Source organism: Glaciibacter sp. 2TAF33 (assembly GCF_052114945.1).
GTDB lineage: Bacteria > Actinomycetota > Actinomycetes > Actinomycetales > Microbacteriaceae > Cryobacterium.
On sequence record NZ_JBFRFS010000002.1, the window covers coordinates 139,208 to 165,457 of the forward strand.

Here is a 26,250-nt window from a genome sequence, read left to right on the forward strand (position 1 = left end):
TCGACCGGCGCGGCACCTCACCCGCCGGCGAGGCCGAGTTCGTAGGCCAGAATGACGATCTGAACCCGGTCGCGCAGTTCCAGTTTGGCGAGGATGCGACCGATGTGGGTCTTCACCGTCGACTCGGAGAGGAACAGCGTCTGGGTCAGTTCGCCGTTCGAGAGGCCTCGGGCGATTCCGAGGAAGACCTCCCGCTCGCGTTCCGTGAGCACGGCGAGCCGGTCTGTGCCTGCTTCCGGCGGTGCCTGCGGCAGGCGCGACCCGAACAGGTCCAGCATGCGGCGGGTGACCCGGGGTGAGACGGATGCCTCGCCAGAGGCGACGGCGCGGATGGCGGCGGTCAGCTCGGCCGGCTTTGAGTCTTTCACCAGGAAGCCGCTCGCCCCGGCGCGCAGGCCGCCGAACGCGTATTCGTCCAGGTCGAAGGTGGTGAGGATGATCACCTTGCACTCCGGCCGGGCACCGGTGATGCGGCGGGTCGCCTCGATGCCGTCGACGCCCGGCATCCGCACGTCCATCAGGATGACGTCGGGACGCACGCGCTCGGCCATGGCCACGGCTTCCGCTCCGTCGCCGGCTTCCGCGACGACGTCCAGGTCGTCTTCGGCGTCCAGCAGCATCCGGAACCCGACGCGCAGGAGCGCCTGGTCGTCGACCAGCATGATCCTGATGGCTGTCATGACCGGGTGTCCTCCGTTTCCGCGCCGGTGCCGGTGTCGGCGGCGGTGTCGGTGATTTCCATCGTCGCGCGGACGCGCCATCCGCCGCCGGGGACGGGGCCTGCGTCCAGGGTCCCGCCGTACAGCGCCACCCGCTCTCGCAGGCCGATCAGTCCGCGGCCCGACCCCTGCGAGGGTGCGCCGGGTCGGGGCCTGCCGTCATCCGAGACAGTCACCTCGACGCGTTCGGCTGACACGACGAGGCGTACCACCGCGGCCGAGGCGTGGGTGGCGTAGCGCAACGCGTTGGTGAGGGATTCCTGCACGATCCGGTACACCGTGAGCTGGAGGCCGGGGTTCGCAGGCGGGGTTCCGATGGTTTCCAGCCGGGTCGCGAGGCCGGCGGAGCGGAACGATTCGACGAGCACGGCCATGTCGGTGACCCCCGGCTGCGGGGACAGCGAGGCGGCAGGCCGGAAGCCGCCCGCGGTGTCACCGGTGGCGGCTGCTGCCGGGGCGTCGCCGTCGGCCGTGCCCAGCGCGTCACCGTCATCGGCGCCGAGCACCCCGAGCAGCCGGCGCATCTCGGCCATCGAGCTTCGGCCGGTCTGCGCCACCTGCCGCATCGCGGCGCTGGCGCGCTCCGGGTTCTTGGTGTTGATCGCCTCCGCGCCGTCGGCCAGCGCGACGATCACGGAGAGGCTGTGCGCGACGATGTCATGCATTTCCCGGGCGATCCGGGCCCGCTCCGAGATTCGGGCGAGTTGGGCCTGCTGGTCTCGCTCCCGCGCCAGCTGTGCCGCTCGGTCGAGCAACGCCGTGACGTAGCGTCGCCGGTTGCCGATGTTGATGCCGAGGAGGGTGGCCACGAGCATCACGACCGCATACTGGATCGCTCCGCCGATCGCCGGGGGCGCAGGCTCGGGGTGACCGATCAGGGCGCCGGCCGTGGTGAGGACCACCGAGATTCCCAGCCCGATCCACGCGTGCCGGGTGGTGTCATAGACCGCGACGGCATAGAGCGCGATCAGCACCGGGAGGATCTCGCCCTCCCCGTACAGCAGGTACGGAACGATGAGGCCCAGCCAGCCCAGCGCGAGCACCGGCAGCGGGGCGCGGCGGCGGAACAGTAGCACGACCGCCAGTACGACGGCGATCGAGCCTTTGAGGATCAGGGTTGAACCGGGACTCGGTTTCGTGGCACCCGAGTCGGCGACCAGGGCGATGGCCGTGAGCAGCAGGTAGAGCACGGCGACGAGCGAGTCCAGCAGCCACGGATGCCGCGCCCAGAATTGGCGGATGACCCCGGGCGGGGTCGGCAGGCGCAGGTCTTCCTCGCTCAGGCCTCCCCCGCCGCGCAGTTCTCCCCCGGGCGCGGGCCCGGGGGAGAAACTGTGTGTGCTCATGTGTCGGACTCTACTTGCTTCGTGGCCGGCGCTCCGCGTGCCTACGCGTCCCGGCGCTTGAGCAACACCGCGGCGGCCCCGATGGCGACCACGATCCAGCCGGCCAGGACCGTGAAGCCCTGCCACGGTTCAAGGGGTGACCCCATGCCGGCGCCGAACATCGCGAAGCCGGCGTTGGACACCAGGTACGGAACCACATCAGCGGCCCAGTCGGCCGGGATGAGCTGGAAGATCACCGGGAGCACCAGCAGGGTGCCGAGGGAAGCGGCGATTCCGCCGGCGCTGCTGCGGAGGATCGCCCCGACGCCGAGCGCGAACACCGCGATCAGGGCAAGGTACAGCGCGCCGCCGAGGATCGGCACAATCACGTCACCGTCGAACAGGCTGCCGTGGATGCCCTTGGCCGCCAGGATCGGCGACGCCACCATGAAGGAGGCGAGGATCCCGACGAGGCCCACCACGTAGGTCGCGGTGAACAGCACGGCTGATTTCGCCCACAGGGTCGACAGGCGCCGGGGCGCCGCGGTGAGCGTGGACTTGATCATGCCGGTGGAGTATTCGCCGCTGAACACGAGAACACCGAGGACGGCGACGACGAGCTGGCCGAAGTAGATCCCGAACGTGGACGCCTGGAGCAGGAAGCCCGCCTGCTGCGCTTCGGGAAGGCTGGCGGCCGTCCCGGAACTCAGCGACGATGACATCAGGGCCGCCATGCCAACCGAGATCAGCATGACCAGGAGATACGACCACATCGTGGACCGCAGCGAACGCAGCTTGATCCATTCGGAGCGGAGGATGCCGGCGAAGCTCAGGCCGGATCCGGTCGGGATGAACGAGGCGCGCTGGTGTGCCGGCGCGGGAGAAGTGGTGGTCATCGTGCTGCCTCCTGCAGTTCGGTGTGCGACGGGGAGCCGCCGGTGCGGTACTCGACGTCGTTCTGGGTCAGACTCATGTAGGCCTCCTCGAGGGATGCCGCGATCGTCGTCAATTCGTGCAGCGCGATCCCGGCGCGGGCCGCCTCGTCGCCGATCTCGGCGGCGCTGACGCCGACGATCTCAAGCACGTCGTGCTCGACGTTGGAGATGGTGACGTCGGGCTGTGCCAGGAGTGACGCCAGGTGGTTCGAGTGCGGGCTCCGCACCCGGACGGTGTTGCTGGTCGCTGCCGCGATGACGGCGGACACCGGGGCATCCGCTATCACCCGGCCGCGGCCGAGGACGATGAGATGATCGGCGGTCAACGCCATCTCGCTCATCAGGTGCGAGGAGAGCAGCACGGTTCGGCCCTCGGCGGCCAGGTTGCGCACCAGGTGCCGCACCCATTGCACGCCCTCGGGGTCGAGGCCGTTCACCGGCTCGTCGAGGATCAGCGTGGCCGGGTCGCCGAGCAGTGCCGCGGCGATTCCGAGGCGCTGTCCCATGCCGAGCGAGAAACCGCCGACACGCTTGCGCGCCACCGATTCGAGGCCGGTCTGCTCGATCACCTCGCGCACCCGGCTAGCGGGGATGGAGTGCGTCGCCGCCAGCGCCAGCAGGTGGTTGTAGGCGGAGCGGCCGGTGTGCACGGCCTTGGCGTCGAGCAGCACGCCCACCTCGCGCAGGGGGGCGCGGTGGTCGCGGTACTGCTTGCCGTTGACCGTGACCGAACCGCTCGTCGGCCGGTCGAGGCCGACGATCATCCGCATGGTGGTGGACTTGCCGGCGCCGTTCGGCCCCAGGAAGCCGGTCACCTTGCCGGGCTGCACCGTGAAGCCGACGGCGTCGACGGCGGTCTTGCTGCCGTAGCGCTTGGTCAGGGACTCTGCCTGAATCATCCGATTCCTCTTTCGAAACGTACTCGTGGCGACACCTGGTGGTGTCTACCCCTGACGTTACGAGTGACGGATGCCCCGGCGCGTCCTCCGGCGGGCTGGTCCTGAGGCCGCGGGCCTCATACCCAGGTATGAGCCTGGCGCGGACGCCACCGGCTCGCGGTCCGAATGAGGCCGGGAAGAAGGGCTGCGATGGCCGGGTGGGGCTACTGCTTCGGCCCCGCCTTGACGGTCTTCTCCATCGCCGGTGCGGTGCCCGACTCCCGCAGGGCACGGTAGTAGGCGCGTGCTTCGTCCTGGCGTTCCTTCTCGATCCCGCTGACGATGGGCGCCCGCAGGTGGGCCTGCGAATACCCGAAGGCGTCGACGAGATCGACGGCGTGCGGCCTGATCCGGGCGATGAGCCGGTCAATGTATGAGCTGATGGCCTGCGCACGTTGCGCGGAGAGCCGCCCGTGCACGAGGTACCAGGCCAGGCGCTTTTCGACCAGGCCGAGGCCGAACAGGTCGCGGAGCCAGGTGAGCACCTGCTTGTTCCCGGCGTGGGTGGTGCTCTCCACGGCGCGGGTGAATGACTCCCACTGCAACAGTTCGGCGTGCGCCCGCGCGGCCTCGATCAGCTCGTTCTGCTGCGAGTTGAAGAGCGCCGCGGCCTCCGCCTTCGGGAGTCGCTGGGCGGGTCGGAGCGCCGTGGCGATGTCGGCGATCATGGTTTCGACCCGGTCGGTCAGCAGCTCACGCTGCACATTGGTTTCCCGGAATGCTCCCACCGAGCGGGCGGTGGAACCGAAGTCGGCGACGGTCTGCGTGAGCCGCCGGAGTCCCGTGCCGTGGTAGGCGCGGTCGGCGGCCTGCTTGACGACGTAGCGGGCGAGGGCGCCGGCATCCGCTGTGGCGAACTTGCGGCTGTAGTCGGTGAGCAGGCGCTTGGCGACGAGCTGCAGCAGCACATTGTTGTCGCCCTCGAAGGTGGCGTAGACGTCAAGGTCGGCGCGGAGGCTGGTCAACCGGTTCTCCGCCATGAAACCGGCGCCGCCGCAGGCCTCCCGCGCTTCCTGAAGCGTGTCGAGGGCGTGCCAGGTCGAGAGCGGTTTCAGGGCGGCGGCCAGGGTCTCGAGGTCCTGCCGGTCGTCGTCGGTGTCGGCCTTGCCGCTGAAGACCTCGTCGAACTTCACCAGGAACTCGTCGTGGGCGAAGGTCTGCGCGTAGGTCGTGGCCAGCCGCGGCAGCAGCCGGCGCTGGTGGCGCTGGTAGTCGAGGATCACCTCTTCGTCGGTGTCGCTGGCGGCGGTGAACTGGCGGCGCTGGCTGCCGTACGTGATGGCGATCGTCAGGGCGACGGCGGAGGCCTGCGTGGCGGCCCCGTCGAGCGAGACCCGGCCCTGCACGAGGGTGCCGAGCATGGTGAAGAAGCGGCGCCCGGGGCTGGCGATCGGGCTGGAATAGGTGCCGTCCGCGGCGACGTCGCCGTAGCGGTTGAGGAGGTTGGCGCGCGGGATCCGCACCTGGTCGAAGTGCAGCCGGCCGTTGTCGATGCCGTTCAGGCCGCCTTTGAGCCCATCGTCCTCGCCGCCGATGCCGGGCAGGAAGGCGCCGGTCTCGTCACGGATCGGCACGTAGAAGGCGTGCACGCCGTGGTTGACCCCCTCGGTGATCAGTTGCGCGAACACGACCGCGGCAACGCCGTCGTTCGCCGCGTTCCCGAGGTAGTCCTTCCAGGCCGCGCGGAACGGGGTGTGGATGACGAATTCTTCGGTGGCCGGGTCATAGGTCGCGGTCGTGCCGATGCTGGCGACGTCTGAGCCGTGGCCGATCTCGGTCATGGCGAACGCGCCTGGCACCGTGAGGTTCATGATGTCGGGCAGGAAGGCGTCGTGGTGCGGCCGTGTGCCGAGGTGGAGCACTGCGGCGCCGAAGAGCCCCCATTGCACGCCGGCCTTGATCTGCAGGCTCGGGTCGGCGGTGACGAGTTCTTCAAAACCGGCGATGTTGCCGCCGTGGTCGTTCTCGCCGCCGAGGTGGGTGGGGAAGGCGCGGTGCACATGGCCGTTGTCGGCGAGGAGGTGCAGCTGCTCGAAGACTCGGGTGCGGTGTTCCGCCATCGACAGGCCCTCGATGCGCTGCAGTTCGGGCCGGGCCGTGAGCTCGCGGGCGGCCACGCGCAGGTCGGCCCAGGTCCCGAGCAACTGCCGCCCGAGGGATTCCAGGTCGATCGTCGGCCCGGTCGGGTCGCCGGCGACCTTGATCGGGCCGGTGTCGACGCTCGGGTCGATCACCGGTGTCGTTCCGGGGCGTTCCGCGTTGTGCGGGGCGGGGAGTCGGGTGGTGTCAACCATCGCAAAGGTCCTTCTCTGTCCGGGGTGTCCCTGGGCGCCTCCACGTTAGATCGTCGCCCGGAACGGGGCGAAACGGTGCGTGTGCCGCCTACAAAGAAGCACGCGGAGCCCGGCATCCGTTCTGTAGGTTTCCGCAAGAAGCGGTCTCCGCTTGATGCGACGATGTACAAACGGATGCCGCGGGCGCGGCCCGTTCAAGCGCCCCTCCCGCGCGGCCCCGTGCCACGCGCCGCGTGCACCGGCTGACGCGTGCGGCCCCGTGCCTAACTCCTGCAGAACGCCGAGGAGCGGCGTGTCAGGCCCCGTGTTTCCGGGGTGAGCCGCTGCGGCATGGGCGGATTGCAGGAGTTAGTCACGGCGGGGAGCCGAGGCGCGCGGTACTCTCCCACTCATGACTCGCTTTGTAGCACTTCTCCGCGGCGTGAACGTCGGCGGAATCAATCTGAAGATGGCGGATGTCGCCGACGCGGTCACTGCGCTCGGACTGTCGAATGTGAAGACGGTCCTGGCCAGCGGGAACCTGCTGTTCGATTCCACCGACTCGTCGGACGCGTTGAAACAGCACGTCGAGCAGGGTCTCGGGGAGCGGTTCGGTTACGACGCGTCCGTCCACATACTCGAGCTGGATGCGATCAGGCGCGTCGTGGACGACTTCCCGTTCGACGCGGAGCGTGATGGGTGGCACCCGTATGTCGTCTTCGTGTCGGACACCGGGACCGCCACCGACTTGCTCGCCCTGCAGGACAACCTCGACGAGGATTCCGAGAGCATCAGGCGCGGGGACGGCGTGATCTATTGGACCGTCGAACGCGGCAGCACCCTCTCCAGCGTCTTCGGCAAGGAAACCGGCCGGGCGCGGTACAAGACATCGACGACGACCCGCAACCTACGGACGCTCCAGAAGTTGCTGCGCTGATGGTCGGCGCGGCGGCGCGGGAGATCCTGTATCAAGAGGATGCAGCGGCCTGGGAACGCTGGCTCATAGAGCACCACGATTCGTCGCCCGGCGTGCGTCTGGCGATAGCGAAGAAGGGGTCCGCGCACTCGAGCGTCAGCTACTCCGACGCCGTCGACGTTGCGCTGTGCTTCGGCTGGATCGACGGACAGAAGAGCCGGCTCGACGACGACCATTACCTGCAGCTGTTCACGCCGCGCGGCGCGCGGAGCATTTGGTCACAGGTCAACCGGGACAGGGTGCTGCGTCTGGTGGAGTCGGGCCGGATGCGGCCGGCCGGGCAGGCGGAAGTCGACCGGGCCCGCGCGGACGGGCGCTGGGACGCGGCTTACGCGCCGCAGAGCACCGCAGAGGTGCCGGCCGACCTGGCTGCCGCGCTGGCGGCGGAACCGTCGGCGCTGCGGTTCTTCGAGCAGCTGAGCAGCGTGAACCGGTACGCGATCCTGTTCCGGATCGCGAACGTCAAGCGGGCGGAGACCCGGGCCAGGAAGATCGCGGACTACGTGGCGATGCTGGCCCGCGGCGAGACGATCCACCCGCAATGAGGTCCCGCGAACCCGCACTTGTTGGGGTTATGAGACCCGCATAACCCCAACAAGTGCGTTCTCGGCGAAGGGGAGGGGCGGGGAGGGGGCGAGTAGGGGGGTCAGGAAGGGGGCGAGGGACGCGAGGAGGGGGCGCGGCGAGGGGTCAGGAGGACGCGGCGACCACGTCCAGGAGCGCCTGGCCGTAGGCCTCGAGCTTCTTCGCGCCGATGCCGCTGATGCCGTCGAGGTCGGCGAGCGTCTGCGGGGCCGCTCCCGCCACGGCCACCAGGGTGGCGTCGCCGAAGACGATGTACGCGGGAACGCCCTGCTCCCGCGCCTGCTCGCCTCGCCAGGCGCGCAGGGCTTCGAACAACGATTCCTGCTCCTTGGTGAGGTCCGCCGCACGTGCCTTCGCCGCGCTCTTGGTCGCCCGCGCCATCCGCTCCGGACGCTCCGGTTCCGTGCGCAGTTGCACGACGCGAGCTCCGGAGAGGACCTCGGCCGCAGCATCCGTCAGCCCGAGCGTGCCGTACTCGCCGGAGGTGGCGAGGATGCCCTGGGCGAGGAGCTGGCGCACGACACCGCGCCACTGCTGGTCGCTGAGGTCGGCGCCGATGCCCCAGGTCGCCAGCTGCTCGTGCCGGTGCTGTGTGGTGCGCGCGGTGGTCTTGCCGCGGAGGATGTCGACAATCTGACCGGCCCCGAAACGCTGGTTGCGCTCCCGCAGCAGGCGCACGATGGTGGAGAGCAGCTTCTGCGCCGGGACGGTGCCATCCCAGGATTCCGGCGGCACCAGGCAGCTGTCGCAATTGCCGCACGGTTCGCTGGGCTGGCCGAAGTAGCGCAGCAGGTTGACCCGGCGGCAATGCACGGTCTCGCAGAGCGCGAGCATGGCGTCGAGGTGTGCCGAGAGTTTGCGCCGGTGGGCGAGGTCGCCGGGTGACTCGTCGATCATCCGTCGCTGCTGCACCACGTCCTGCAGGCCGTAGGCGAGCCACGCGGTCGACGGCAGGCCGTCGCGGCCGGCGCGTCCGGTTTCCTGGTAGTAGCCCTCGACGGACTTCGGCAGGTCGATGTGGGCGACGAACCGCACGTCGGGCTTGTCGATGCCCATGCCGAACGCGATCGTCGCGACGATGATCACGCCCTCCTCGCGGAGGAACCGGGCCTGGGTGCGGGCGCGGAGGCCCGCGTCGAGGCCCGCGTGGTACGGCAGCGCGTTCAAGCCGTTGGCGCGCAGGAACTCGGCCGTCTGCTCGACCGTCTTGCGGCTGAGCGCGTAGACGATGCCCGCGTCGCCGTCGTGCTCTGAGCGGATGAACGACAGCAGTTGCTTGCGGGGCTCGGCCTTGTTGACGATGCGGTATTGGATGTTGGGCCGGTCGAAGCTCGCCACGAAGTGCTTCGCCCGCTCGAGCTGCAGCCGGGTCGTCAGTTCGCGGTGGGTGGCATCCGTTGCCGTGGCCGTCAGCGCGATCCGTGGCACCGTCGGCCAGCGGTCGGCGAGCTCTGAGAGGGCCAGGTAGTCGGGTCGGAAGTCGTGGCCCCACTGCGACACGCAGTGCGCTTCGTCGATCGCGAACAGGGCGATCGTGCCGCGCTCGAGGAAGCGTTTTGTGGCCTCGGATGAGAGCCGCTCCGGTGCGACGTACAGCAGGTCGAGGTCACCGGCGAGGTAGTCTCGTTCGACCTGCGCCCGGGTCCCGGAGTCCTGGGTCGAGTTGAGGAACGCGGCGCGCACGCCGACCGCGGTGAGGGCGTCGACCTGGTCCTGCATGAGGGCGATCAGCGGCGAGATCACGACGCCGGTGCCCTCCCGCACGAGCGAGGGGATCTGGTAGCAGAGGCTCTTGCCGCCGCCGGTGGGCATCAGCACGACGGCGTCTCCCCCGCCGATCAGCTGGTCGATGATCGCCGCCTGCTCGCCGCGGAACGAGTCATACCCGAAAACGGTGTGCAGGGCTTCGGCGGCGCTGGCGAACTTGGCGGAGGCCCGGCGGGTGAGAACGGATGCCGCGGTGCCGGCACGGGCGGAAGCGCGCGCCGACGCCGGCTGCGCATACTCCGCGTAGAGGTGCTCCGGCGGGGGCGGCGCGTCGTAGTCGTCGGGTGGTCCGTAGTATTCGGGTGGCGGAGCGTCGTCTTGGTCCCAGGGGATCTCGGCGTTCCAACTCACCCGGCCACTCTACCCGGGCACCCTGACAGGGCCGGCCGCGCATCCGCTACCCGAAGGTGAAGGAGAACGCCTCGACCCCTGGCGACACCGTGACCTTCAGGGTGCCGGAGGCGAGGTTCTTCCCCGACAGGAGCGGATACGAGTTCGGCGTGCCGGACACCGGGAAGCTCGTTGACCTTCCGTTCACCGAATACGTCACGGTCCCCGAGCCGGACAGCACCATCCTCACCTCTCGCGCCGAATACCTCAGGGTGATGTCGGCCGGTGCGCCGGTCGGCGTGATCGACTGGGTGCCGAGGGTCCATCCGCCGTCGAGGGCGAAAGAGTCGGCCGGCTGCTTCTTCGGCATGCCAAACGTTCCCGTGGCTGCGGAGTACTTCTCGGTCCCACCGAAGTTGGCCTGCTTGGTCGTGCCGAGGAAGGTCTCCGGGGTGACCTCTCCCGTGGGAGTGACGTCCGTGACATCCGTTGTCGGCGGCAACTGCACGCCGGGATTCGCCTGCACCAGGAGTTCGCGGATCAGCTTCTCTGTGACGCCGTAGTCGCCCTCGCCGAATTTGATGTGCCGGACCGCGCCGGAGGCGTCGATGAGGTAGTGCGCCGGCCAGTAGCGGTTGCGATAGTTGGTCCAGGTGGAGAGGTTGTTGTCGAGCGCGACCGGGTAGGTGATGCCGAAGTTCGCGGCTCCGGCTTCGACGTTGCGCGGTTCCTTCTCGAATGCGTACTCGGGCGCGTGGACGCCGATCACCTGGAGGCCGAGTTTCCTGTATGCCTCGTTCCAGGCGACGACGTGCGGGATCGAGCGCTGGCAGTTGATGCAGGAGTAGGCCCAGAAGTCGACCAGGACGACCTTGCCCTTCTGCGCGGTGAGGGAGACCGGCTGGTTGCCGGGGGTGTTGAACCACTGCTGGATGCCGCGGATCGAGGGCGCCTGCCCGCAACTCTGCAGCTCGGCCGCGCCGTTGGTGCATGTCGAGAGTTCCTTGTTCTCGTCGGTGACGAGGCCGCCGAGGTCGAGCGCTGAGCTGATCTGTTTCGAGTTGCTGAACTGGTCTTGGAGGGCGCTGGTGTAGTCCGGGATGAGCCTCTGCAGAAGCTGTGGAACGTTGAAGACCAGGCCGATGGCGAGGGCGATCATGACCACGCCGCCGGCGATGCGGATGCCGCGTTGGTGTTTACGGAAGGCCTTGACCCGTTGGGCGACGCGGCGGCCGGCGAGGGCGAAGACGAGGAGCGGGATCGCGGCGCCGAGCGCGAACGTCACGGTCAGGACCACGGTCTCCGGGCCGATCCGGCCGGTGGATCCGGCGACGGTGATCGCGGCCAGCACCGGGCCGGCGCAGGGAACATAGACCGCACCGAGGGCCAGGCCGAGCAGGAAACCACCGCGCTCGGTACCGACGTTGCGCTGCGGGATCCAGGAGAACGGCTTCTCCAGGATCGCTTCGAAGCGCGGCACGATCAGGCCGACGCCGATCAGCACCAGGACGATGAGGCCCGCCCAGCGCAGGACGTCCTGCGGGAGATGGAGGAGGGTGAGCAGCAGCGAACCGATCAGGGTGAAGAGGCTGAAGCTCACCACGAGTCCACCGATGACGAGGAACGGCCGCCATCGGGACACTCGTGCCGGAGCGGCGGCATCCGTTGGTGCGCCGGCACCCTGCACACCCCCGGAGAAGAAGATGACGGGAAGCACGGGCAGGATGCACGGTGAAATTCCGGTGATGAGGCCACCGAAGAATCCGATGAGGGCAAGTGAGAGCACGGTCTCCTCCAAAGTCTGTCGGAGTTGATTCGGAGGAAGACCGATTCGAGATTGCCCCAAACCGTTCCCATCGGGGCTCCGAATCATGCTGTGAAGGCGCACAGCAGTGGGCCTGGCACCGGCTCACCGGGCCGAATCATCGAAGGAGATTCCCATGCAACTCACCACACGCAAGACCCTGACCGCCGTGTCGATTGCCGCGATCGCCATGTTCGGCCTGTCCGCCTGTTCCATGGGCGGCTCGAGCGCCGACGCTGGTTCGACGAGCAAGGCGCCGGCCGCAAGCGAGGCGCCCGCCATGACCGCCGACCCCGCCGCCGACCTGGTCGGGCCGGGCTGCGCTGCCTACGCTGATGCCGTTCCGGACGGCGCGGGTTCGATCACGGGCATGTCGGCCGACCCCGTCGCCGTCGCCGCCTCCAACAACCCGCTGCTGAAGACCCTGGTCGCCGCGGTCTCAGGCCAGTTGAACCCCGCCGTCAACCTCGTCGACACGCTTAACGGCAGCGAGTTCACCGTGTTCGCGCCGGTCGATGATGCGTTCGCCAAGCTCGACGCCGCCACGATCGACAGCCTGAAGACTCCGGAAGGCGCAGCCACGCTGAGCAAGATCCTGACCTACCACGTGGTCCCCGGCCAGATCGCCCCCGACGCCATCGTGGGCATGCAGACCACTGTCGAGGGTGGAACGGTCACGGTCACCGGCAGTGGTGACAGCATGAAGGTCAACGACGCCAACGTGATCTGCGGTGGAGTCCACACCGCGAACGCGACCGTGTACCTGATCGATTCGGTGCTGATGCCGACCAGCTAGTCGCATCTCAAGCGGCGAGCGCCGCACGAAAGACCCGGCACCGTTCAGGTGACGGGTCTTTCGCGTGTGTCCGGAAGGTTGGCGTGCGTCCAGAAGGGTGGTGGAGCGGTCCCGCCGTTGCCCCGTGGCTAACTCCTGCAATGCGGGTGACCCAGCAGCTGGGAGCCGCGTGATTCCGCGGCGGTTTCAAAATCCGATTCCAGATTGCAGGAGTTGCGCGCGGCCGAGGACCGTGCCGCTGGAGCTGGGTGACGGGCGCACCGGGGTGGGGGGTGCGGCCCAGCGGGCGGGTCAGCGGGGCGGGTCAGCGGGGCCGGTAGGTGAGGAAGCGGTAGTCGAGGCCGGTGCGCGAGGTGTGCCAGCCCTCGACCGGATCGACGTGCGTCTGCTCCCAGCGGTCGTCGATCGCCGGTGCGCGGGTGTCACCCTCGACCGAGGTGCGGATCTCGGTCACCTCGAGCCGGTCGGCCCGGTCGATCACGGCGGCGAAGATCTCGGCGCCGCCGATGACCCACACGGACGCTAAGGGATCAGCGGCGCCCGGCGAAGACGCGGTTGGGGTCTCGGCTGCTGCCCGATCGAGCGCCTCGGCCACCGAATGCGCGGTGTCCACCCCGTCGACGTGCCAGCCGTCCTGACGGGTGACGACGATATTGCGCCGGCCGGGCAAGGGCCGGAACCGGGGGTTCAGCGAGTCCCAGGTCTTGCGGCCCATCACCACCGGCGAGCCGATGGTGAGCCGCTTGAAGTGCGCGAGGTCCTCGGGGAGGTGCCACGGCATGACGCCGTCTTTGCCGATGATTCCGCCGTCGGCTTCGGCCCAGATCAGGCCAAGGCTCATCTCGTCTCCGCTCATACCGCGACGGCGGCCCGGATGGCGGGATGGTGCTGGTAGTCCTCGACCACCAGGTCGTCGTACTGGTAATCGAAGATGCTGTCGCGGTGGTTGGCAAGGCGCAGCCGCGGCGCCGGGAACGGCGCCCGGGTGAGTTGTTCGGTGACCTGGTCGACGTGGTTGTCGTAGATGTGGCAATCTCCACCGGTCCAGACGAACTCGCCGAGCTCGAGCCCGGCCTGGTCTGCGACCAGCTGGGTGAGCAGCGCGTAGCTGGCGATGTTGAACGGCACCCCGAGGAACAGGTCGGCGCTCCGCTGGTAGAGCTGGCACGACAGTTTGCCGTCGGCAACGTAGAACTGGAACAGGGCGTGGCAGGGAGCCAGCGCCATCTGGGGGATGTCCGCCACGTTCCAGGCCGACACCAGCATGCGCCGGGAGTCCGGATCGGTGCGGAGCGTCTCAACGACCTGGGAGATCTGGTCGATGTGCTCGCCGTCCGGCGTCGGCCAGGACCGCCACTGCACGCCGTAGACCGGGCCAAGCTCGCCAGCGGCATCCGCCCACTCGTCCCAGATGGTGACACCGTTCTCCCTCAGCCAGCCCACGTTGCTCTCGCCGCGGAGGAACCACAGCAGCTCGTAGGCGATGGACTTGAAGTGCACCCGCTTGGTGGTGATCAGCGGGAAGCCCTCGGCGAGGTCGAACCGCAACTGGCGACCGAAGACGCTGCGCGTTCCGGTGCCGGTGCGGTCCGACTTGCGGCTGCCGGTGGCCAGCACGTCACGCAGCAGGTCTTCGTAAGGGGTGGGGATTATGGCGTCCATCACCTCGATGCTAGTTGACGAGCGCCGCACGCCGGGGGTTGACCCGACGCTACCGAGGCTCAGACCCGGGAGGAGCGGCAGGCCCGGAAGGATCGGCAGGCCCGGAAGGCTCGCCGGATCCAGCGGCTTCGGGCGCCTCCGGCTCGCCGGGCTTCCTCCGGACCAGGAACAGCGTGGCCAGGACCGCGACCACCACCGCGGCGAAGGCGCCGCCGACCCACAACAGCTCGGCCATCATCGCGCCGGTCGCCTGGCTGGACGGGGTCTCACCGGCGGGCGGCGCGGCATCCGCTGCCGGGGTCGCCTGGCCGGAGACCCTACCGTTGCAGTCCGGCGGGGTGGCCGACCCCTCGCCCACCTGCTGGCCGGCGGTCGGCTGCCAGGTGAAGGTGTACTCGCCTGACACCGGGTGCCCGTCGGTAGAGACCACCTGCCAGACCACCGTGTACACGCCGGGCTCCCCGAGCTGGGCCGTGGCCTCGATGGTCGGGCCGAACACCGTGACGCAGCCGTCGCCGTAATAGAGCGGATGTCCCGCCCCGGCAGGCCCGCTGACCTGCAGGCCCATGCCTGCGCCGGCTTCGCTCAGTTGCAGCAGGTTGTCATTGGTGGTGACGCTGAAGACGCCGGGCTGCTCGGTGACCACGGCGTCCTCGGCGGGCGCGTACGCCACCGGGTAATTGTGCGCCGACGCCGGCGCCGCCGACAGTCCCAGGGCGGCTGTGACGACAGCGGCGGCGAAGGCGGTGCGGACGAACCAGCCCGGTGCGGTGATCGTACCCATGGCGAGACCCTACGCCGACTTGCGTCGGTTCGCTGCGGCCAGTGAAACGCCGACCGCACCCACGACGAGGCCGCCGATACCGAGTACCCGGGCGAGCACGTCATCGGACCCGGATTCCGCCGCGCCGTCCGCCGCCGCGGCCGACGGGTCGTCACCGCTTGCGGCGTGCCCGTGGTCGTCACCGGCGACGGCCGCCGTCACGGCGACCGAGGGCGCCGGGTGCTCTGGCTCGGCCTCACCGTCCTTCGCGACCTGGTCCCAGGCGGTCGAGCCGGCCTCACAGGTCTGCAGCACCGGGAAGGCGAGGGTGGTTCCGGCCGCGTCGGCGGGGAGCGTCAGACTGAGCGCGAAGGTGTCCCGCAGCCCGTCGGCCAGGGGCGCTTTCGCGGTGTAGACGATCTGGCCGATGCGGGTCGTGATCGAGTTGCCGTGGCCGTCGTCGCGGGGCTTGTCGAGGTTCACGGCCACCTTGGCCACATCCCAGTTGGGGTTCACGGTCGGGGTGACACTGGCGATGCTCTCCGGGATGTCGATGGCGATCGCCGTGGTCGCTGATCCGTCACAGCCGTGCGGCAGCGCGAAGGTGAGAACAGTGCCGGAACCGGCTGCCGTGGATGTCGGCGCAACGCCGATGTGGGCGCTGGCGGAGAGGGGAACGGCAACGGCGAGCAGGGCGCCGGCGGCGAGGGTGGCGGAGGCGGCAAGTGTGGTGCGGAGTTTCATGAGGTGTCCTTGGGTACAGATACGTGGGTACAGATACGTGGGTGCAGACGTGGGGGCGCGCCGACCCGGGTCGCCGGCGAGGTCGACAGGGATTCGGTGCAGCCCGCCGGACGGTTTGGTCCGAGGTGGCAGGCTGAAGTCAGGCGCCGGCAGACACAGGCGGCCCACGGTGCCGCATCACGGAGAACACCAGCGCCGGTTCGCGTGGCACGAACACCAGCCCGGTTGAGGGGGTTCGCCGCGTCGGCACGGCGGGCGTGATCGCGGCCGCGACGGTCACAATGCGACGGATGACGAGCCTCGCGGTGGTGAGCATGCCCCAGAACGCCGCCTCACCGTGGCGGAGCGCCACGATGGTTAGCACGGCAGCCGCGCCGTGCGCGATCCACATCCCGGCGCCGACGTGAGACGCCCCGTGGCCTTCCATCGACCCCGTGACACCGTGCGTGATGGCGAGCGCGGTGTGGTGGTGCGCCGCGAGCGGGGCTCCGGTGGAGGCATCCGTTGTCAACGCGCCTCCTGGCGCGCCCAGGGAGAACAGTCCGTGGAAGATCAGCTGGCTGAGGATGACGGATGCCGCCACCCGCCACGCAGACAGGGTGCGGCCGGAGAGCCCGACGCAGACCATACCGGCGAAGGCCAGGGAGACGATGACGGCCAGCGCGCCCGGCGCGGCCCCGCCGCCGAGGGTGTGGGACAGCGCCGCGACGAAGGTGGAGAAGGCGGCGGCGACCCAGCCACGCATGAAGCGCGCCCAGCGTGTTGCCATTGGTATCTCCTCGACCGGTCTCCCTTCAAGGCTACCCGGTGGCGGAGACCGGCAACCAATGGGAGGCCCCCGCGATCACGCGAGGGCCTCCCTGGTGGTGGCCGGAGTTACCGGCGTGTCCCGGCTACCAGAGGACCAGCAGGTCGGGCACGCTGATCGACGCCTTCACCGTGTCGGAGCCGGCGTACCGCGCGGTGAGCACATGCACCCCCCGGCTCAGCTTGGGCAACTTGACCTTCGCCGTGCCATTATCTGCCGCCGTCAGCGTCACCTTCGCGATGGCCTTGACGCCGTCGTAGATGGTGACCAGTCCGGTTGGAGTCGCCGCGGCGGCCCTCACCGTCACCGTGTAGTGGATCGTCGAGTTGTGGTTGGCCAGGAGCTTCACCGATCCGCTGGTGGTGCTCTTCACCTTCTCGGGCACCTGCGCCGTGGCGATCTCGATCGGAACTGCGACCGAGGTGCCGGTCTCTGCGACCGCGACGGTCAACTGCTGCGGTCCGCTCACCCCCTGCGGGATGGTGACCTGCAGGGTGGCCCTGCCCACCTCATCCGTCGTGTCGACGATGGCCGGGTCGATCGGCGCCGACCCGAGCTTCGTGCCCCCGAGCGACACCGTCACCGCGGATCCCGTGGGTTCACCCGCGCTGAACAACAGCGAAGACAGGCCGAGGGCGACCACATCGCCGGCGCTGTAGCCGTCGGCGTCCGGCGCGGAGAGCGTCACACCGACGGCGCGCTGGGCGTAGTCGGGAGACGCGGACTTGTTGCTGGCGAAGTAGTCGACCATGGACTGCAGGTCGATCTTTCCGGAGTCCGCTTTGTTCGCGCCGGTGGCCAGGGTGGCGAAGTTGTCTCCACCGGAGGCGAGGAAGGAGTTCACGACGACGTTGTGGCTGTCGCCGGCCAGGACCTCCTCACCGTTCAGGAACATGTGCGTGATGTGGGATCCCACTGCGGCCGCCGGGTCGTAGGTGTAGCTGAACCCCTTCGACACGCCGAGCTTCAGGAACGGTCGGCTGGCTCCGGTCGGCTGCCATTGCTCCTCCAGCACCTGCTTGATCTGCGCCCCGGTGAGGGTCATCGTGACCAGCGTGTTGGCGAACGGCTGCACACTCGCCGCTTCCTTGTAGGTGAGGTTGCCATCCGGGTCGTCCGGCCCGGTGGAGGCGAACTTCAGGTCGGCGCGGAGGCCACCCGGGTTCATGAACGCCAACTCGGTCCCGGCACCCTGGGTCGCCCACTGCTGCACGTCGGCGACGAAGTTGCCGAGGGTCGACTCACCGCCCCGGTTCTCGCTGCCGTCGGACTGCTTGGCGCGGTTGAAGTCGGCGGTGATATCGCCGACCTTCACCTTGCCGAGTTCGTCGGCCGCGGCCGTGGCTGCGACAACGATCGGCGTGACCGCCGGGTCAGCCGGGTACAGCGCAACCGGCGGGACGGCGGTGGTATCCATCAGCGGCTTGATCTCGTTGCTGATGGAGAGCAGTTCCTTGGTCTGGGGGTTCACCTTGAGGTCCATCAGGCCGAACTTCTCGCCGTACTGCCCGGCGGAAATCACCGGGCGCCCGTTGATTACGTGGTTGTACGCGAGGTGGGTGTGGCCGGACACGATCGCGTTGACGTCGGAATCAACGCCGTTGACGATGTGGCCGAACGCCGAGTCATCCGTCGCCGAGCTGATATCGGTGGTCGCAGCCCCTTCGTGCACCAGCAGGATCACCACATCGGCTTCGCCGTTGGCCGGGTCGCCGTCGCGGAGATTGTCGGCCACCCGGTTGGTCTCCGTCGTCACATCACGGATGTCGAGGTCGGCTATTCCGGCCGGGCTCACCAGCGAGGGCAGTTCGTTGGTGACCGCGCCGATGAAGCCCACGGTGACACCATTGAATGTCTTCGTGTAGTACTCCGGCAGCGCGGGTCTATTGGTCGTCTTGCTGTAGACGTTGGCCCCGAGGTACTCCCAGGCCGCGCGTGGGATCACCCGATCGGTGAGGTCGGCGAAGCCCTGGTCGAACTCGTGGTTGCCCACCGAGCTCACGTCGAGCCCCGCCGCGTTGAGTGCGTCGATGGTCGGGTTGTCCTGTTGGATGAACGACGTGAACGTCGACGCGCCGATCAGGTCACCGGCGGCGGCGAAGATCGTGTTCGGGTTCTGCGCCCGCACCTGCTTCACCGCACCGGACAGCACCGCGGCGCCTCCCGACGGGCTGGCCTGTTCGATCCGGCCGTGGAAGTCGTTCACGGTGACCACGTTGATGTCGACCGGTTGGACCACATCGGAGACGCCGACCTTGATCGGGTCATGGTCGCTGGAACGATACGGGGTTCCGGCCTCCGTGGCACCGAACGCGTATCCACGATCCGACCACTCTGGCGAGTTGATGCTCCAGACGCCCGTCCCGGTGATCGACTGCGCCAGCGACGGCGTCGCGATCGCGTGGTCGAGAGAACCCAGCTCCCCGTCGAAGGTGTAGGTGAACTGGCCGGCCGCCTTGGCGGGCACCAGGTCCGTGTATCCGGCGTCGGCGAAGACCTTGATCGGGTCTTCCTGCGCGTAGGCGTTGAAGTCACCGAGCAGCAGCACGTCGTCGCTGCCGGAGGACTTCTGCAGGTCGCCGACGAACTTCACCACGGCGTGCGCCTCTTCGGTGCGTTCGGCGTTGAACTGCCCCTGCCCGTCGGCCGGCTCGGTGCCGGTCCCGCTCTTCGACTTGAAGTGGTTGGCGACAACGGTGACCGTCTTCGGACCGGCGGTGAACGTTTGGGCGATGGGCTCCCTCGCGATGTCCCACACCGTCTCGTCGACCTGGGTCTGGCTGGCGCCGACCGGGGTCACCGCGTCCTTCTTGTAGATGATGGCCGTGGTGATGAAGTCGGTGATCGACGCGTCGTTCAGCGCCGCCGGCGTGGGCACGTATGCCCAGGCGTCGCTGCCGAGGGCGGCGTTCAGCCCGGAGACCAGGTCAGCGAGTGCGGTGTCGATCGGTTCGCCGAGCTTGACCGAGTTCTCGATCTCCATCAACGCCACGACATCGGCGCCGAGGCCGTTGATGGCGGCGACGATCTTCGACTTTTGGATATCGAACTGGGCCTGGGTTGCCGCACCGCGGGCATCCGGATTCTGGCTGGACAGCGTCGTGAAGTAGTTGAACACGTTGAAGGAGGCGGCCTGAATGTCGCCGCCGACGTCCGGCGGGGTTGCCGGTCGCGGGTTCGACTGCTCGAACGTGGGCTTGTAGTCGACCGGGCTGGCGTCGTTGATCGGCACCGTCGGCTGCAGGCGCCAGTCGTCGAAGCCCCACGAGAGCACGTACGGCTGCGCCGGGAACTGGACGACGTCGCCTACCCGCACCACGGTGTCCGTGGTGAAGTACGGCTGGCCACCCGGGTGGGCGCTGTTGCCCACCTGGATGCTGTAGCCGTCGTCGAGGAAGATGCGGTTCGCCCGGTTCGCGGCAGCAATGGCGTTCGCGGCGTCGCCGGGTCGCACCTGCTCGGTGCTCTTGACCAACGGGGCGTCACCGGCGGACAGCCAGAGGGTGCCGAAGTTGAACAGCTGGTGGCTCGAGCTCAGGCGGTAGTTTCCGGACGGTGCAACCAGCATGCTTTCGTACTGCTCCCGGTCCGCGCCGACGACAGTGTCGGGCAGCGGGGTGGGAGCCGGCACACCGGCCGCCGCGGTCACCAGTTCGACGGCGCCGGCAGCGGATGCGGTGATCTGGGTCAGTCCGAAGTACTCGCTGACCGGGCCGGTCGCCTTGACCAGGTCGCCGATCGCGACGCCCGGGTTGGAGTTGCCGAGGAAGACGAAGATTCCGTCGGAAACCCCCGGGGTGGCATCCGTTTCGCCGCCGCTGCCCTGCGTCTGCAGGTAGACGCCGTTGTAGCCGCCGACGCGGTGGTCGGCGGTGACCACGCCCTCGACGGTGACAGCGCTGCCGATGAAGGGGCTGGCGGCACCTGGCCCCTGCACTTCGGCGATCGTGTGTGTGACGTCGGCCGCGAAGGCCGGGGTGGCGACGACGGACGAGAGCCCGAGGGCGGCGGCCGTGGCCAGGGCAAGGGCGGCGAGGCGCCTCCCCTGCGAACGATGTGTTCCGAGCCGGGCCGGTCCGGTGGACTGCCCGAGAGACGCGTGATTCAACAGCTTGCTCCTCGCTTGACGTGGATGTTCTACAAGTGGTTCAACTGCGGCCGGGGACCCGTGAACGGGGAACACCCAGACGGGGGACAACACGGAGTCTAGGGACAGCCACCGACGCCCGACTAGGGGCGTGGCCGAAATGAGGCCTGCTCTTAAGTTGCGCCTTAAGTTGTGCGGCGCCGCTGGGTAGGCTCGAAGCCTATGGTTCCCGCACTTCTCGGCCTCATCGGCGCGTTCATATTCGGCTCGGCCGACTTCCTGGGCGGACTCGCCGCCAAGCGCATCAGCGCCATGCTGGCGACCGCGGTCGCCGCCGTCTCCGGGCTGGTGCTCCTGCTGGTCGTGTTGCCGTTCCTCGGTGGCACCTGGTCGGTCGGCGCGGTGCTGTGGGGTGGATTGTCGGGCGTGACCGGTGCCGTCGCGATCTCCCTGCTCTACGCGTGCCTGGCCATCGGACCGATGAGCATCCTGTCGCCGCTCACCGCGGTCGTGTCAGCGGTGGTCCCGATGACGGTCGGCCTCGTGGGGGGAGACCGCTTCGCTCCGATCGGCTACTGGGCGCTCGGTCTGGCGCTGGTCGCGGTGGTGCTGGTGGGCTTCGTGCCGGAGAAGGGCGCCGTGCGGCCGAGTGCCAAGGGCATCCTGACGGCGCTCGGGTCCGGAGCCGCCATCGGCAGCTTCATGATCCTGATCGATCTCACCCCGGCGGACAGCGGGCTCGTTCCGCTCGTGATGAACCGGGCGGTGAACGGCGGCATCATGTTCGCGCTGGTCGGCGTGCTGGCCCTGGTCGCCGGCCGCAAGGCGGCGCGCGGCGCTGCAGGAATCGGTGCTGCAGGAATCGGTGCTGCGGCGCCAGGGGTGATCGCGGGCGGACCCACCTCGGACGGGGGCGCTGCCGGGGAGGCGGTGCCGGGTGCGGTGATGACAGATGCCGCGCCGACGCGGACGCAGGCGGCCAGGCTCACCGTGCGCACCGGCGTCCTTCTGGCCGTTGGCTGCGGGGCGGTGGACGTGGTCGCCAACACGATGTTGCTGATCGGCATCCGCCTTGGTGACCTCAGCGTGATGAGCGTGCTCACCGCAATGTATCCGGCCGGAACGATCCTGTTGGCCGCGGTGGTGTTGAAGGAGCGGATCGCGCCGGTGCAGTGGGCCGGCCTGGTGCTTGCCATCGCCGCAGCGGGCATGCTCGCCATCGCGTGAGCGGGGCGCTACCTGTGGGGCGCCAGAGGCAGCCCCACAGGAGCTATCGCGCGTTCTCGTCGCGTTCAAACCCGAATTGAGGCGAGGAGAGCGACTGGCGTCCGAAAAACGGCACACCGGCGATAGATGGATGTTAAGTGCCATACCCCTGAGTTCCCTGCATAGACACGCCCTGTTTGCTGAATGTTGCAGTGCCGTGAGCGCCGTCGCGCTGAGCATTTGTCCTGGCGCTGAGGATTTGTCCACGCGCGGCAGGCCTGCCATCCGCGCGTGGTCGAATCATCAGCGCGAGGGGAGAAAAGGCGACGGGCGAGGGGCACGGGCGAGGAGCGACGGGCGAGGAGCGACGGGCGACGGCGAGGAGCGACGGGCGACGGCGAAGGGCGACGGCGACGGCGAAGGCGATGGTGAGGCGCGAAACGTGGGAGCGGCGTGGCCGCTGCGACGCGAAAGGGCGCCCACCGGAATCGGCGGGCGCCCTTCGTCGCGATGCGGGTGCTAGATGGCGGCAAGCTCCGTGACCGCGGAGTCGCCCGGGATCGCGGAGGCGAAGCTGGCTTCGATCTCGGCGCGACCCAGCAGTTCGTCCATGCGGCGGCGACGCTGCTTCGGGATGAGCGTCACGACCGTGCCGGCCTTGCCGGCGCGGCCGGTGCGGCCCGAACGGTGCAGGTAGGTCTTGTACTCGTCCGGGGCGTCGGCCTGGATCACCAGGTCGATGTCGTCGACGTGGATGCCGCGGGCGGCGACATCCGTTGCCACCAGCACGTTCACGCGGCCACTGGTCAGCAGCGCGAGGTTGCGGGTACGGCGCGACTGGTTCAGGTCGCCGTGCAGGCTGGTGGCGCGGATGCCGGCGTCTTCGAGCTGGTCGGCGAGCTGCTCGGCGAAGGCGCGGGTGCGGCTGAAGATCAGCGTCTTCCCGTTGCGGTCGGCGAGCTGCTCGATGATCGCACCCTTGTCGCGGTGCTCGATCACGAGCACGCGGTGGTCGATCGTGGAAGAGGCCTGGTCTTCACCGGCGACCTCGTGAACGGCCGGGTTGGTCAGGAACTCGTTGACCAGCGTGGCCACACCCTTGTCGAGCGTCGCCGAGAACAGCAGCTTCTGGCCGTTGTCCTTGGTCTGCTTGAGGATGCGCTGAACCGGCTCGAGGAAGCCCAGGTCGCACATGTGGTCGGCCTCGTCGAGCACCGTGATGCTGACCTGGCTGAGGTCGAGCTTGCCCTGGTCGATCAGGTCCTCGATGCGGCCCGGGGTACCGATGATGATGTCCACGCCGCGCTGCAGGGCGCTGACCTGGCGGTACTGTGGCACGCCGCCGTAGACCTGGGTGGTGAAGAGTCCGACGCTGCGGGCGATCGGCTGCACGGTGCGGTCGATCTGCAACGCCAGCTCGCGGGTCGGGGCGAGGATCAGGGCACGGGGCTTGCGGCCCTGCTGGCGGTTCTTGCCGCCGTCATTCTCCATCAGCTTCTCAACCAGGGGGGCGCCGAAGGCGATGGTCTTGCCGGAGCCGGTGCGGCCGCGGCCGAGCACGTCGCGGCCGGCGAGCACGTCGGGGATGGTCGCAGCCTGGATCGGGAACGGGCTGGCCGCTCCGAGCAGTCCGAGCTCACGCACGATGTTGCCACCGAGTCCGAGGTCGGCGAACGTCACGTTGACGGTCTCGTCGGCGGTGGTCATCACGGCTTCGAGCTTCTCGAGCACGACGTCGTCGTGCGCGGTGAAGCGGGACTTCTCGTCCTTGCTCGGGTAGAACTTGCTGTCGCCGTCGGCGCTACGGGGTGCACGGTCGTCGCGGTCGAAGTCGCGGCGCGGGGGACGCTCGTCGAAGTTACGGCGGGGGGCGCGGTCCGGGCGGTCGCCGTAGGAGGGGCGGTCGGTGCGGGCCGGGCGGTCGTTGTAGGCCGGGCGGTCCGTGCGCGGGGCGCGGTCGCTGTAAGACGGGCGGTCGTTGTAGGCCGGGCGGTCCGTGCGCGGGGCGCGGTCGCTGTAAGACGGGCGGTCGCCGTAGGAGGGGCGCTCGGTGCGAGCGGGACGGTCGCTGTTGTAGGCCGGGCGGTCGGTGCGCGGGGTGCGGTCGTTGTACGAGGGACGGTCGGTGCGCGGGACGCGATCGCCGTAGGACGGACGCTCGGTGCGAGCGGGGCGGTCGTTGTACGAGGGACGCTCGCTGCGGGCGCCACGGTCGGGGCGGTCGCCGTACGACGGACGCTCGGTGCGAGCGGGACGGTCGTTGTTGTAGGCCGGGCGGTCCGTCCGCGGGGCGCGGTCACCGTACGACGGACGCTCGGTGCGAGCACCACGGTCCGGACGGTCACCGTACGACGGACGCTCGGTGCGGGCACCATAGGCCGGACGCTCGGTACGTGCGGGGCGGTCGTTGTACGCGGGCCGCTCGGTGCGCTCGCCGTACGACGGGCGCTCGGTGCGCTCGCCGGCGGGACGCGAGGCGGCGCGGGTGGCGCGCTCGTCGGCGTTCCAGCGCTGCTTCTTCGGCGCGCCTTCGTCAGCGCGGAATCCGCGGTGATTCGGGCTCTTGCTGCCCCGGGGGCCGCCCTTGGACGGACCGCTCTTGGCGGGATCGAAGTTCTTGGCTGCTCGGCCGACGGCTGGTTTCTTGCTCTTGGGCATAGACGTATTCCTGGGTTGTGTTGAGTACATGGCAGAACAACGCCGCACAGCGACGCAACCTGAGAACCCGGGCAGTCTATGGCCGGGACCGTTCACATACAGTGATTTTTCATCAGCAGAATTGCTGTGAAACCGGCCCACCTGACTTACAAACCCATCCGCGCACACGTGGAAATAGCGCGGTGTCAAGAGCCGACTTGTCTACGCTACCCGATCGTGGCCGAAATGTCACGGTAATCTTTGCCGCCTACCCTGATCACATGCCCGATCGCATCCGTTTCAGCATCGCCGTCGAACCACCGCGCCAGGACGAGGTCGACGTACTGCTTCGGTTGAGCGCTGAGTACGCCGAGGCCCTGTATCCGCCGGAGAGCAACTTCCTCCTCAGCATCGACGAGTTGGAGCAGCCGGCGGTCTCCTTCTACGTCGCGCGCGACGCGACCGCCCGCGCGTACGGGATTGCCGCCTTGGTTGAACTCGATGCGGAGGGGACCGCGGAACTGAAGCGAATGTTCGTGCACCCGGACGCGCGCGGCCACGGGCTGGCCTCCGGCCTCCTGGACCGTATCGAAGCGGATGCCGCCTCGCGCGGCATCCGTCGGATCGTCCTGGAGACAGGCCCCCGGCACGCCAGCGCGCTCGCGCTGTATGCACGGCATGGCTACCTGCCCATCCCGCAATTCGGGCAGTACGTCGGCGAGGAATTCAGCGTCTGCCTCGCCAAGCAGCTCCGAGAGTGACGCTGATTCGCCAGACTGACCCGCGGCGCACTATTCTCAGTCCACCCGCATCGCTTACCCGTCTCCCGCGCAACCCGGAGTCCCTGTGACACACGACCGCACCCCGGCCGGAAACCGACCTCGTCGCATCCGCCTGCTGGCCGTCGTCTGCGCCGCCGGGGTCGCGGTCGTCACCACGGCGCTGCTGGCCGGTTTCCACACCGAACTCCACCCGATCACGCCGGACGAACCGAACGGCGCGCGGAGTGAGCTTGTCACGACGGAGAAGGTCGGCATCCGCACCTTCACTCCCCCGGCCGCCGGAGTCACCGTCGACCCCGACGTTGTGTACGGAACCCAGGGCGACGGCACCCTGCTCACTTTGGATGTCTGCTCGCCGCCCACCGATGAAACGATCAGTGCCCGCCCGGCGGTGCTCTCGATCCACGGCGGCAGCTGGGCGCGCGGCGACAAGGGCAACAGCGACTGGCGGGCCGTCTGCCAGTGGCTGGCCAGCGAGGGCTTCGTCGCGTTCTCGGTGAATTACCGCCTGGCGCCCGCCGCGACATTCCCGGCCGCCATCGATGACGTGTCACTCGCGCTGGAGTGGATTCGCTCGGAGGACAACGCCGAGGCGTACGGGGTTGACCCTGACCGCATCGGAGTGTTCGGCGGATCGGCCGGCGGTAACCTCGCCGCACTGTTGGGGGCGCGCGGCACCGGGTCGCTCATCCACGGTTCCCGGGTGGCGGCCGTGGCCGAACTGTCCGCTCCGGTCGACCTCGACATCAAGCGGATGGCGTCAGACGGCACCGCGGCCGGGTTGCGTTTGAGCGCGCTGGCGTACCTCGGGTGCGCCGCAGAGCTCGATGATGTCGACCGGGCGGCCGCCGACTGCCCACAGGCGCACGAGGCCTCGGCGACCAGCGAGCTCGACGCGAGCGACCCGCCGGTCTTCATCGGCGCCTCGGACACGGAGTACGTGCCGCTGTCGCAGTCCGAGCGCTACGCGGCCGAGTTGGCGAAGCTCGGCATCCGCCATGAACTCGTCACGGTGCCGGGGACCCTGCATTCGATTGGAATCCTGGACGAGGCGATGCGGGCCAGGGTCGCCGCCTTCCTGCACTCCGCCCTGGGCGCCTGACCAGGGCGGAG

At 68.9% G+C, this 26,250-nt stretch carries 20 protein-coding genes; 6 read left to right on the forward strand and 14 right to left on the reverse strand.

Annotated elements, in window-relative coordinates; genetic code table 11:
- Positions 1 to 17: 17 nt before the first annotated feature.
- From AB4Y94_RS02265 to AB4Y94_RS02285, 5 genes are all read right to left on the reverse strand, one after another.
- The gene (locus tag AB4Y94_RS02265; RefSeq protein ID WP_441724310.1) at positions 18 to 680 is read right to left on the reverse strand and encodes a response regulator; all 663 of its coding nucleotides are present in this window, start codon (positions 678 to 680) and stop codon (positions 18 to 20) included.
- Positions 677 to 2,065, reverse strand: coding sequence for a sensor histidine kinase (locus AB4Y94_RS02270; protein ID WP_441724312.1), 1,389 nt, complete (start codon positions 2,063 to 2,065; stop codon positions 677 to 679). Before AB4Y94_RS02270 ends, AB4Y94_RS02265 begins: the two co-directional genes overlap by 4 nt.
- A gap of 41 nt (positions 2,066 to 2,106) precedes the next feature.
- Entirely contained in the window at positions 2,107 to 2,940 is an 834-nt protein-coding gene (locus AB4Y94_RS02275) for an ABC transporter permease subunit (protein WP_441724314.1), read from the reverse strand.
- Complete coding sequence (locus AB4Y94_RS02280) at positions 2,937 to 3,878, reverse strand: ABC transporter ATP-binding protein (RefSeq protein WP_441724316.1); 942 nt, start codon at positions 3,876 to 3,878, stop codon at positions 2,937 to 2,939. Before AB4Y94_RS02280 ends, AB4Y94_RS02275 begins: the two co-directional genes overlap by 4 nt.
- A gap of 203 nt (positions 3,879 to 4,081) precedes the next feature.
- Positions 4,082 to 6,211, reverse strand: a complete 2,130-nt coding sequence (locus AB4Y94_RS02285) for an acyl-CoA dehydrogenase family protein (protein ID WP_441724318.1) — start codon at positions 6,209 to 6,211, stop codon at positions 4,082 to 4,084.
- A gap of 391 nt (positions 6,212 to 6,602) precedes the next feature.
- On the opposite strand from AB4Y94_RS02285, the gene AB4Y94_RS02290 reads away from it, so the two are divergent.
- Both AB4Y94_RS02290 and AB4Y94_RS02295 read left to right on the forward strand, forming a co-directional pair.
- Positions 6,603 to 7,127, forward strand: a complete 525-nt coding sequence (locus tag AB4Y94_RS02290; protein WP_441724320.1) for a DUF1697 domain-containing protein — start codon at positions 6,603 to 6,605, stop codon at positions 7,125 to 7,127.
- Positions 7,127 to 7,711: a YdeI/OmpD-associated family protein gene (locus AB4Y94_RS02295; protein ID WP_441724322.1), complete on the forward strand. Its 585-nt coding sequence runs from the start codon at positions 7,127 to 7,129 to the stop codon at positions 7,709 to 7,711. Before AB4Y94_RS02290 ends, AB4Y94_RS02295 begins: the two co-directional genes overlap by 1 nt.
- A gap of 145 nt (positions 7,712 to 7,856) precedes the next feature.
- Here AB4Y94_RS02295 and recQ read toward each other — a convergent pair whose 3' ends face one another.
- Positions 7,857 to 9,869, reverse strand: a complete 2,013-nt coding sequence (gene recQ / locus AB4Y94_RS02300) for a DNA helicase RecQ (RefSeq protein WP_441724324.1) — start codon at positions 9,867 to 9,869, stop codon at positions 7,857 to 7,859.
- Positions 9,870 to 9,915: 46 nt separating this feature from the next.
- A complete protein-coding gene (locus AB4Y94_RS02305; protein ID WP_441724326.1) occupies positions 9,916 to 11,634 on the reverse strand; it encodes a cytochrome c biogenesis protein DipZ in 1,719 nt (572 codons plus the stop codon).
- Positions 11,635 to 11,788: 154 nt separating this feature from the next.
- Between AB4Y94_RS02305 and AB4Y94_RS02310 the strand changes: the two genes are divergently transcribed.
- Positions 11,789 to 12,448, forward strand: coding sequence for a fasciclin domain-containing protein (locus AB4Y94_RS02310; protein ID WP_441724328.1), 660 nt, complete (start codon positions 11,789 to 11,791; stop codon positions 12,446 to 12,448).
- Positions 12,449 to 12,752: 304 nt separating this feature from the next.
- On the opposite strand, the gene AB4Y94_RS02315 is transcribed toward AB4Y94_RS02310, so the two are convergent.
- The 6 genes from AB4Y94_RS02315 to AB4Y94_RS02340 form a co-directional block, all read right to left on the reverse strand.
- The gene (locus tag AB4Y94_RS02315) at positions 12,753 to 13,289 is read right to left on the reverse strand and encodes a dihydrofolate reductase (RefSeq protein ID WP_441724330.1); all 537 of its coding nucleotides are present in this window, start codon (positions 13,287 to 13,289) and stop codon (positions 12,753 to 12,755) included.
- An 11-nt stretch (positions 13,290 to 13,300) separates the two neighbouring features.
- The gene (locus AB4Y94_RS02320) at positions 13,301 to 14,110 is read right to left on the reverse strand and encodes a thymidylate synthase (RefSeq protein WP_441724331.1); all 810 of its coding nucleotides are present in this window, start codon (positions 14,108 to 14,110) and stop codon (positions 13,301 to 13,303) included.
- Positions 14,111 to 14,159: 49 nt separating this feature from the next.
- Complete coding sequence (locus tag AB4Y94_RS02325) at positions 14,160 to 14,894, reverse strand: copper resistance CopC family protein (RefSeq protein ID WP_441724333.1); 735 nt, start codon at positions 14,892 to 14,894, stop codon at positions 14,160 to 14,162.
- 9 nt (positions 14,895 to 14,903) lie between these two features.
- Positions 14,904 to 15,617 carry a YcnI family copper-binding membrane protein gene (locus AB4Y94_RS02330; protein WP_441724335.1) on the reverse strand — a complete coding sequence of 238 codons (714 nt, stop codon included), beginning with the start codon at positions 15,615 to 15,617 and terminating at the stop codon, positions 14,904 to 14,906.
- Positions 15,618 to 15,756: 139 nt separating this feature from the next.
- Positions 15,757 to 16,386 (reverse strand): hypothetical protein, encoded by a 630-nt coding sequence (locus AB4Y94_RS02335; RefSeq protein ID WP_441724337.1) that lies wholly within the window; start codon positions 16,384 to 16,386, stop codon positions 15,757 to 15,759.
- A 124-nt stretch (positions 16,387 to 16,510) separates the two neighbouring features.
- Complete coding sequence (locus AB4Y94_RS02340) at positions 16,511 to 20,533, reverse strand: ExeM/NucH family extracellular endonuclease (protein WP_441724338.1); 4,023 nt, start codon at positions 20,531 to 20,533, stop codon at positions 16,511 to 16,513.
- Positions 20,534 to 20,734: 201 nt separating this feature from the next.
- On the opposite strand from AB4Y94_RS02340, the gene AB4Y94_RS02345 reads away from it, so the two are divergent.
- The gene (locus tag AB4Y94_RS02345; RefSeq protein WP_441724340.1) at positions 20,735 to 21,739 is read left to right on the forward strand and encodes an EamA family transporter; all 1,005 of its coding nucleotides are present in this window, start codon (positions 20,735 to 20,737) and stop codon (positions 21,737 to 21,739) included.
- Between the two features lie 498 nt (positions 21,740 to 22,237).
- On the opposite strand, the gene AB4Y94_RS02350 is transcribed toward AB4Y94_RS02345, so the two are convergent.
- Positions 22,238 to 24,376: a DEAD/DEAH box helicase gene (locus tag AB4Y94_RS02350; protein ID WP_441724342.1), complete on the reverse strand. Its 2,139-nt coding sequence runs from the start codon at positions 24,374 to 24,376 to the stop codon at positions 22,238 to 22,240.
- Between the two features lie 260 nt (positions 24,377 to 24,636).
- On the opposite strand from AB4Y94_RS02350, the gene AB4Y94_RS02355 reads away from it, so the two are divergent.
- Both AB4Y94_RS02355 and AB4Y94_RS02360 read left to right on the forward strand, forming a co-directional pair.
- Positions 24,637 to 25,116: a GNAT family N-acetyltransferase gene (locus tag AB4Y94_RS02355; protein WP_441724344.1), complete on the forward strand. Its 480-nt coding sequence runs from the start codon at positions 24,637 to 24,639 to the stop codon at positions 25,114 to 25,116.
- Between the two features lie 85 nt (positions 25,117 to 25,201).
- The gene (locus tag AB4Y94_RS02360; RefSeq protein WP_441724346.1) at positions 25,202 to 26,239 is read left to right on the forward strand and encodes an alpha/beta hydrolase; all 1,038 of its coding nucleotides are present in this window, start codon (positions 25,202 to 25,204) and stop codon (positions 26,237 to 26,239) included.
- The last annotated feature ends 11 nt before the right edge of the window (positions 26,240 to 26,250 follow it).